Here is an 8,550-nt window from a genome sequence, read left to right as displayed (position 1 = left end):
CCAAGGCGATCTGCGGTGACGAGAAGCCCTACAAGGCCTTCCCGTGGTTCTGGTCCAACCAGTACGACCTCAAGCTCCAGACCGCGGGCATCAACCTGGGCTTCGACCAGACCGTGATCCGCGGCAACCCCGAGGACCGCAGCTTCTCGGTGATCTACCTCAAGGAAGGCAAAGTGCTCGCGCTCGATTGCGTGAACATGGTCAAGGACTACGTCCAGGGCCGCAAGCTGGTGGAGGCGGGCACGAGGCCCGATCTGGAAGCGCTGGCCGACAAGGACAGGCCGCTCAAGGAATTGCTGGCGGAGCAATCACCGGCCTGACCTCCATCTATGTCGGAAAAGTTCGCGGCCGCCCGGATCGGGCGGCCGCTTTCACATCAGAACCGGAAGGTTGCATAGGCAGCCGCGTAGAACAGGTCGCGGCCCGGCTTGAACTTCTCCGAAACGTCTCCGTAGATCGTGTAGAAGCCCAAGGTGGTGAACGGGTTCAGCGCATAGCGCCCGGCCGCCGTGGCGCGTTTGCCGAAGAAGCGGGAATCGCTTTCGTCGGCGCTGCGCAGTACCTGCCCGCCCAGCGAATAGACTCCGTCGTGGATCGAGGTGCGCCAGAGGCCCGCCGCCGAGAAGTCCAGCGTCAGGCGGGCGTTCGGTTGCAGGGTCAGCATCGGCTGAAAGATCGTCAGGTTGTGCGGGCCGAGATCGCCGTTGTAGGTGAGGGGCTTGGGGAACAGCGGGCCATAAGTGCCGAGCTTGCCGTCGTTCGGATTGCGGTCTCCCGAGCCCACGTCCACGCGAAGCGCCAGCTTGGGTTTCCAGCCCGACGCCCAGCCATGGGCCACGGTTCCGGTCACGTAATAGGCGTCGATATCGAGATTTCCGAAGGAACCCCACTGCCGGATCGCCTCCACGTCGACACTCCAGGCATTCGCCTTTCCGGCATAGCGCAAGGAAAGCGTGCGCCGCCGGTCCCGCGCCGCCGCAGCGCTGTCGAAGGCGACGCTGGCGCGATCTGAGGCGACGAACAGCATTTCCGCCCGTGAAGAGCGCGCGCCGGCACCGAAATTGCGCCCGGCGTGGAAGCCGGTCAGGTCATAGTCGTGATTGGTCTCGTCATCGAACGTGCCGAGCTTTTCGAGCACGGCGTGGCCGGTGAGGAAGCCGCCGTCCCATTGGCCCGCGCTGCCCATGACGCGCAGCAAGTCGAGCGAGCGGCGGGTGTTGGCGCCTTCGCGCATGTCGAACACCGTCTGGTTGCCGATGCCGATTTCCTGACGCCCGAAGCGCGCCGTAATCTTTGCCTGACCGACTGGCACATGGGCTTCGATGAAGGCCTGGTTGAAGTCGAGACGACCTTCCTCGATCGGCGCCACCACGGAATCGAGGCCGGAGCTGGTGGCATGTTCCAGATCGACGAATGCACGGAACAGCCCTTCGATCTGGAGATCGCCCCAGACGCGGGTGCGCTGCTGGAAATTGCCGTCGTCGTCCTGCGGACCCCGGCCCCAGCGCTCGCCGATGCGCAGCTCCGGGCGCAGCCGCAGTTCTCCGCCGAGCGTGGCGTAAGTCTTGCCCGCCAGCGGAATGTACTTGAGCCGGGTCCACAGGTTCTCGTCCCTCACGGCGCGGAAGCTGGAATAGTCCTCATCATGATTGATCGGCTTGAAGGCGGGTTTGGGCGCCTTGGGCCGGTTGGGCGTTTCCGGAGCTGTCGCCGTGACGACGGGAGCCCCCGCCTGCGCCTCCGCTTGCGCCTCTGCTTGCGGAGGAGGGGGTGCTGCCGCCGGAACCGGCGCAGCCGCCGAGGTCAGCGCAAGCGCCATCATATCGAACATTCCTATTCTCCCGAATTTCCTGGCCCGATCGGGCTCTGTTTTTCTATGTTGGCGATCAGGTCGCCGCGGCTCGCATCGGGCGCGATGCGAGGGTTTGGAGCAGGTGCACCGACAGCCCGAAGATCAGGCCCCAGAACGCCGATCCCAGGCCGGCGAGCGTCATTCCCGAGGCGCTCACCGCGAATGTCACGAGCGCTCCGTCGCGGCCTTGTTCCGCGCGCAGGGCGGTGCTGAGTGAACTGGAGACGACCGGGAACAGCGCCAGTCCCGCCAGCGCGGCGATCAGGGTCTTCGGCAGGGTCGCGAACAGTGCCAGCACCGTCGCCGCGAAAGCGCCGAAGAGGAGATAGGTCACGCCGCCCGCGATCCCGGCAAGGTAGCGTTTGCGGGGATCGGGATGGGCGTCCGGGCCAAGGCAGATGGCCGCCGTGAAGGCCGCCAGGTTGAGGCCGTGGCAGCCGAACGGTGCCAGCAGGATCGAACCGATCGCGCTGGCAGAGACGATCGGCCGCGCCGAAGGCTCCGCGTAACCGGCCGCGCGCAGCACGGCGATGCCGGGAAGGAACTGTCCGGTCAGCGCGACCACGGCCAGGGGCAGGGCGATGTTGGCCGTCGCGGCCCAGTCGAAACGGGGCGTCGTCCAGACCGGCAGGGTCAGGCGGGGAGCGCCGACCGTGCCGCTCAGCCCGCCGTCGAGCATGGTCAGCGCAAGTCCGGTCGCCAGTACCGCGACGACGGCATAGCGCGGTGCCAGCACCCGTCCTGCGAAGAAGGCGGCTATCATCGCGATGACCGTGAGCGGGGCGGAAGGCACGGCGCCCACCATGTCGATCACGAAGCGGAAGAGGATGCCCGCCAGCATGGCCGCCGTGATCGCGGCGGGCAGGCGGCGCATCAACCGGTCGAAAGTGCCCGATGCGCCGACCGCCAGCACCGCCAGGTTGGCGACGATATAGGCGCCCACGGCCGTCGCGAAATCGGTCTGCGGCAGCATCGTCACCAGCAGGGCCGATCCCGGCGCGGACCAGGCGATCACGATCGGCACGCGCCGCCGCCAGCTCAGCACGATGCCCAGCACGCCGCTGCCGATCGAGATCGCCCAGATCCACGAGGCGACGAGTTCCGGGCTCAGCCCCTGGGCCGCCTGGAACACGATCACCAGCGGCCCGGCATAGGAAATGGTGGTGGCGATAATCCCGGCGATGATCGCCGGGATCCACGATGTCTGCCGCGTCGTCATGATCATCCGTTCAGCCTGCGAGGGCGTAGTCCGGCCGGATGCGCTGTTGACGGCGGCTCACGATGTAGAGCGCCGTGGCCAGCACCGAGACGAGTCCGGGAACGGCGAAGGCGATGAAGTTGAGCATCATCGGCAATTGCGCCGCCAGCAGCAGGCCGCCCAGCATCGGCCCGACGATCGCGCCGATGCGGCCCATGCCCGAAGCCCAGCCAAGCCCGGTGGAGCGCACCGATAGCGAGTAGAACTCCGCGACACTGGCGTAGAGCAGGATCTGCGTACCCGTGGTCCCCGCACCCGCGATGAAGATCAGCAGATAGAGTACCGGCATCGCGCTGTTGAGGCCGAGCAGGGCGATGCAGAGCGCGCCGAGGGCGAAGTAGGCCATGACCACGCGGGGCAGTCCGAACCGGTCCGCCAGGCGGCCCCCGGCGATGGCGCCGAACATGCCGCCGAAATTGAGCGCGAGCAGGAACGAGAGGCTCGATCCCAGGCTGTACCCGGCGCTGCGCATCAGTTGCGGCAACCAGGAACCCAGCGCGTAGACCATCAGCAGGCAGCAGAAGAAGCACAGCCACATGGAAAGCGTGCCGAGCGTCCGGCCATGGCGGAACAGTTCCGATACCGAAGCGCGGTCTCCGGCGCTTTCCTGATAGACCAGCCTGCCGCCGGTCGCGACATCGGGCGAAAAACGCCGAAGGATGGCGCGTGCGCGGTCCTGCTCGCCCTTGCGGATTAGGAAGCCAGCGGATTCCGGCAGTCCGCGAAGGACCACCGGCAGCAGGACGAGCGGTACGGCAGCGGCGAAGAACATGACCTGCCAGCCGAACAGCGGCAGCAGCCAGATGCCGAGGCCCGCCGCGACCATGCCGCCGACGGCGTAGCCGCTGAACATCAGCGCCACGAGCGTGCTGCGCATCCGCTTCGGCGCATACTCATTGGTAAGCGCAACCGCATTGGGCATCAGCCCTCCGCAGCCGAGCCCCGCCACGAAGCGCAGCAGGCCGAACGTCATCGGCGTCGTAGCGAAGCCGTTGACGAAAGTGGCTGCGCTGAAAAGGGTGAAGCAAATGGCGATGCAGGTCTTGCGGCCGATACGGTCACCCAGCGGCCCGAACAGAAGAGCGCCGGACATCATGCCGAAAAGCGCCCAACTGGCCAGCGAGCCGGCCTGGGGCGCGGTAAGCTGCCAGTGCTCCATGAGTTGTGGCAGCACTACACCATAGATGAATACATCGTATCCATCGACGATGAGAAGTAGTGCGCAGGCGATGATTATCTTTAGATGAAATCTACTGAACCTGGCTTCGTCGACACAGCGACCCACGTCGATATTATGCATATCGATTCCCTCTCCCATACCACTTTGCGTGATTTCGAGGGAGCGTGATCGATTTGCAGCCGATCAACAAATACCGATTGAGTCAGCAATCGATACGCCATGGGTATGTGACCGCCGGTGCCCGAAGTTCGCGTGCCGCGAATTTTCAGACAAGCTCTCAGTCGGGGCGCGGTGTTCCGGATGCGGGTTTCCTGCTCCATCCGGCATAGGCATCCAGCGCTTCCTGCGGAGCGGTGACCCACCAGTTGTAGCCGTTGCGGCGTCCGATCGATATCTCGTTCACGTCATCGTGGATCGAGCGGTCCTTGTCTCCGAAGATCGGCAGGCCCGAGACCACATCGTAATTGCGCGACCAGAGCGGCCCCCCTCCCGCACGCGGGAACAGCTTGCGGCCGTCGTCGGTCTTTTCCCAGGCATGATCGCGGAGCGCCACCCGCCTGAGCCACGCGATGCCGCCCTCGATGGCGGCGCGCACGGCGGGGGAGGGCGAGGGCTGGTTCATCAGGAAGATCAGCACATCGGTGGTCTCGCCGCTCGCGACCGATCGCGGTTCGTAATTTCGGGCGGAGATCGGCTCCAGCGTCAGCGGATCGACCTGTTGCGGCCAGCCGAGCAACCTTCCGTCCCGGCGTACCTGCGCGGCAAGGATCACGTCGACCGCCTTGCCCACCGCCGCGCCGGCTCTTTGCCGCAGGGTGCCGGGGACGAAGCGATAGGCCGGCGTCTGCGCCACCTCCTGAAGCAGCATCGCCGCCTTGGCGACGGCATTGTCGTTGAAGGTGATGCCGTCGTGGAATCCGCCTTCCAGCGGCCAGATCTGCGGCCAGCCGCCGTTGGGATACTGCGCGGCAAGGAGGTATTCCACGCCCTTGACGATGCTCTCGCGGTAGCGGGCACCCTCGTTTCCGGGCAGGGCCTGCGACATGAGCGTCAGGAACCGCATCTCGGTGGTGGTGGCATCGTTGTCCAGCGTGCCGACGAACGTCCAGAAGCGGTCGTAAGGGGCATCGAAATTCGCCGGATCCTGCACCATCGTCTCGGCATCGTTGCCGTAACGCTGCCCGGGCAGGCGGGCCGGGCCGGCACGGTTCTGGTTCTTGCTCCAGCCTCCGGCGGGTGTCTGGAAGCTCACCATGGTATCGGCGATATGCCGGGCTTCGGCAGACCTGTACCATGCGGCGGGCCGGTCGATCGGCATGTTGTAGTGAGACGGGCCGACCGCCTGCGGAGGCGGCGGTGGAACCTGTCCCGGCTGGAGTTCGGCGGCCAGAGACTGGCGATCGACGCGCGCCTGGGCCTTGGAGCGGAGCAGGTAGGCAAGCCATACCGCCTGCTCGGCATCGGGAAGGGTGCCGATGCGGGCTTCCGTCAGAGTCAGCGCGGGCTGGTTGATGGCGATCACTTTGGCCGTGGCAGGCGAGAGGCCGTCGGCCAGCGCCGCAGCGGCCAGACAGAACGCAAACATGCGCGCGGATTTCATGATCTCTCTCCCGTGACCTGCGGATCGGCGTGGGCGCTTGGAAGCCTGAAACCGGGCCGGCCGTCAGGGAGCACCTCTTCGGAACAGTCTGCTATCATGTGGGAAATCGATCGAGAAGAGGGAAAATCGAAAGTCATCATATAACTTTTGTCATTTTCGCGCTACGTCATTGACACCGGTAACCTGTTCATGATGAGAGGGGGCAAAGGCACCGCTGCAAGGTGCCGTCATTCGGGAGCGGCATCATGATCCAGTCGTCGGCGAGCGGCGGTTTGGCGCGATCGAGCGGGATCAGGCTGGCAGTGCCGGGCCTGCTATCACTCTCCTGCCTGGTCGGGGCGCCGGTCTTTGCCGGCACGGCGGGGGTCTTTGCCGGCACGGCACCGGGGGCAACCGATCGGATCGATCGCCGGGCGCTGGTCCAGCGGCACAATCCGGTGCTTACGGCCATAGATCCGCATGCGCCGGTCATGCTGGGCAATGGCGCGATCGGCTTCACTGCCGACATCACCGGCCTCCAGACCTTCCCGGACCGATATTCGCCGCTGGCACCGCTGCTGACGATGGCGCAATGGGCATGGCACAGTTTTCCGGACAAGGCCGGCTACGCCGAGAAGGACGGTCTGGTGCAGGTGCCCGTGCCGGGACGCGGCGAGCAGCCCTATGCCTGGATGCGGTCCTGGGGCGATGCCGAAACCAACCCCGCGCTCAACTGGCTGCGCGCCAATCCCCATCGCATCTCGCTTGGCCGCGTGGCGATGACCATGGACGGCAAGGCACCGCGCTTCGAGGCCGTTTCCGGAACACGGCAGGTGCTGGACATGTGGTCCGGAACGCTGACAAGCCGCTTCGCCTATGAAGGGGTACCGGTCACGGTCGTCACACGGGTATTGCCGGGGCGCGATGCGATCTCGGTGGAAGTCACGTCCCCGCTCGCCGCTTCCGGGCGCCTTGGGCTGGCGGCGCGCTATCCCGCCGTAGATGCACGGATCAACCCCGACCCTTCCTCATGGAGCGACGATCGCGGCAGGACGCGGATTCTTGCCCAGGAACCGAGCCGCATCCGGTTGCAGCGCGATCTCGACGCCACCCGTTACTGGTCCACCGTGGAAAGCGACGGAATTCTTGCCTTCGACGGAAAGGCGACGGTCGGCGCGAAAGGGCAGGGCAGCGAGACCATCCGCCTGACCGTAAGCTACGATCGCACGGCCGCCTCGGCGCCGTTGCCGTCCGTCCAAGAGGGCGGCCGGGCCGTGGCCGATCACTGGCAGGCCTTTTGGACCCGGGGCGGAGCGGTGGACTTCAGCGGCAGCACCGATCCGCGCGCCGCCGAGCTGGAGCGCCGGGTCGTGCTCTCGCAATATCTCTCGGCGATCAACGGTGCCGGGGAACTGCCGCCGCAGGAGGAGGGATTGTTTTCCAACAGCTGGTTCGGCAAGTTCCACCTCGAAATGCACCCCTGGCACTCGGGCTGGCAGGCGATCTGGGGGCATCCAGAACTGCTCGAACGCAGCCTGCCCTGGTATGTCTCGCATCTGCCCAAAGCGCGGGAGGAGGCGGCCCGTCACAAGGTTCGCGGGGCCTGGTGGCCCAAGATGGTGGGGCCGGAGGGGCGCAACAGTCCCAGCCTGGTCTCTCCTTTCATCATGTGGCAGCAGCCGCATCCGATCCTGATGGCGGAACTGGTCTGGCGGGCCGGGAAAAGCCGCGCGGTACTCCAGCGTTACGGCGAACTGGTGGAGGCGACGGCCGATCTCCTGGCATCCTGGCCCACCGGGGAGAATGGCCGGATGAACCTGGGGCCGCCGCTGATTCCGGCGCAGGAGAACTACGATCCGCTGACGACCGCCAATCCCACTTTCGAGCTCGAATACTTCCGCTGGGCGCTTCAGACGGCGCAGGCATGGCGCGAGCGACAGGGGTATACGCGCAAGGCCGAGTGGGACGAGGCGATCGGGCGGCTTGCCCCGCCGCCGATGCGCGCTGGGCTTTACCTGCCGGCCGAGACCGTGCCTGACTTCTGGGAGGTGGCACGATCGGCGGCCTGCGGGGGCAATGCGGCAGCGGATCCCTGCAAGAACCGCGATCACCCATCCTTCCTGATGGCCTACGGTTTCATTCCCGGCGATCGCATCGATCGCGAAGCCATGCGGCGCACGCTCGCTGCGGTCGCCGCGAACTGGGACTTACGGCAGACCTGGGGCTGGGATTTCCCGATGCTGGCCATGGCCGCGGCGCGTCTGGGAGAGCCGGACAAGGCCATCGACTGGCTGTTCGCCGATCGCAAGAACAACCAGTGGGGGCCGACCGGCATGACGCCTCGGGTCCACCTTGATGCACATGCCGAGGATCTTGTGCCGGTTTCCGGCGGGGCAGGCGGGGTCGCGCTGGAAGATAATCCGGACGGTGCTGGCTATCGCCGGGCGGCGGAGACCTACTTCCCCTCGAACGGTGCGCTGCTCATGGCCGTGGGCCTGATGGCGGGCGGCTGGGACGGGTCGAAGGGGCATGCTCCGGGATTTCCGAAACAGGGCTGGAAGGTACGCGTCGAAGGACTGACGCCCGCGCCCTGATTGCTTGTTGGGAGATGACGATGACCTGGGAACGGCAGAGCCGACGCGGATTGCTGAAGGGGCTGGCAGCGGGAGGGCTGGCGGCTG

The 8,550-nt window shown here is 66.1% G+C and carries 6 protein-coding genes; 2 read left to right on the top strand and 4 right to left on the bottom strand.

The features are described 5' to 3' along the window. The coding region (locus tag ACI3K3_RS24940; RefSeq protein ID WP_404918690.1) for an oxidoreductase C-terminal domain-containing protein at window positions 1–320 on the top strand (320 nt) is incomplete at its 5' end. Window positions 321–376: 56 nt separating this feature from the next. Here ACI3K3_RS24940 and ACI3K3_RS24935 read toward each other — a convergent pair. The 4 genes from ACI3K3_RS24935 to pelA form a co-directional block, all read right to left on the bottom strand. After that, window positions 377–1,831 carry an alginate export family protein gene (locus ACI3K3_RS24935; RefSeq protein ID WP_404918688.1) on the bottom strand — a complete coding sequence of 485 codons (1,455 nt, stop codon included), beginning with the start codon at window positions 1,829–1,831 and terminating at the stop codon, window positions 377–379. Between the two features lie 55 nt (window positions 1,832–1,886). Next, a complete protein-coding gene (locus ACI3K3_RS24930) occupies window positions 1,887–3,077 on the bottom strand; it encodes a benzoate/H(+) symporter BenE family transporter (RefSeq protein WP_404918686.1) in 1,191 nt (396 codons plus the stop codon). 4 nt (window positions 3,078–3,081) lie between these two features. Further along, window positions 3,082–4,410 carry an MFS transporter gene (locus ACI3K3_RS24925; RefSeq protein ID WP_404918684.1) on the bottom strand — a complete coding sequence of 443 codons (1,329 nt, stop codon included), beginning with the start codon at window positions 4,408–4,410 and terminating at the stop codon, window positions 3,082–3,084. A 157-nt stretch (window positions 4,411–4,567) separates the two neighbouring features. Continuing rightward, window positions 4,568–5,890, bottom strand: coding sequence for a pectate lyase (gene pelA, locus ACI3K3_RS24920; protein ID WP_404918682.1), 1,323 nt, complete (start codon window positions 5,888–5,890; stop codon window positions 4,568–4,570). Window positions 5,891–6,135: 245 nt separating this feature from the next. Here pelA and ACI3K3_RS24915 point away from each other — a divergent pair, with 245 nt between their 5' ends. Then, entirely contained in the window at window positions 6,136–8,463 is a 2,328-nt protein-coding gene (locus ACI3K3_RS24915; protein WP_404918680.1) for a hypothetical protein, read from the top strand. Window positions 8,464–8,550: the final 87 nt, after the last annotated feature.

The sequence above is a fragment of the Novosphingobium sp. ZW T3_23 genome, from assembly GCF_044987305.1.
Classification (GTDB): Bacteria; Pseudomonadota; Alphaproteobacteria; order Sphingomonadales; family Sphingomonadaceae; genus Novosphingobium.
This window is presented reverse-complemented; position numbering and strand designations above follow the sequence as displayed.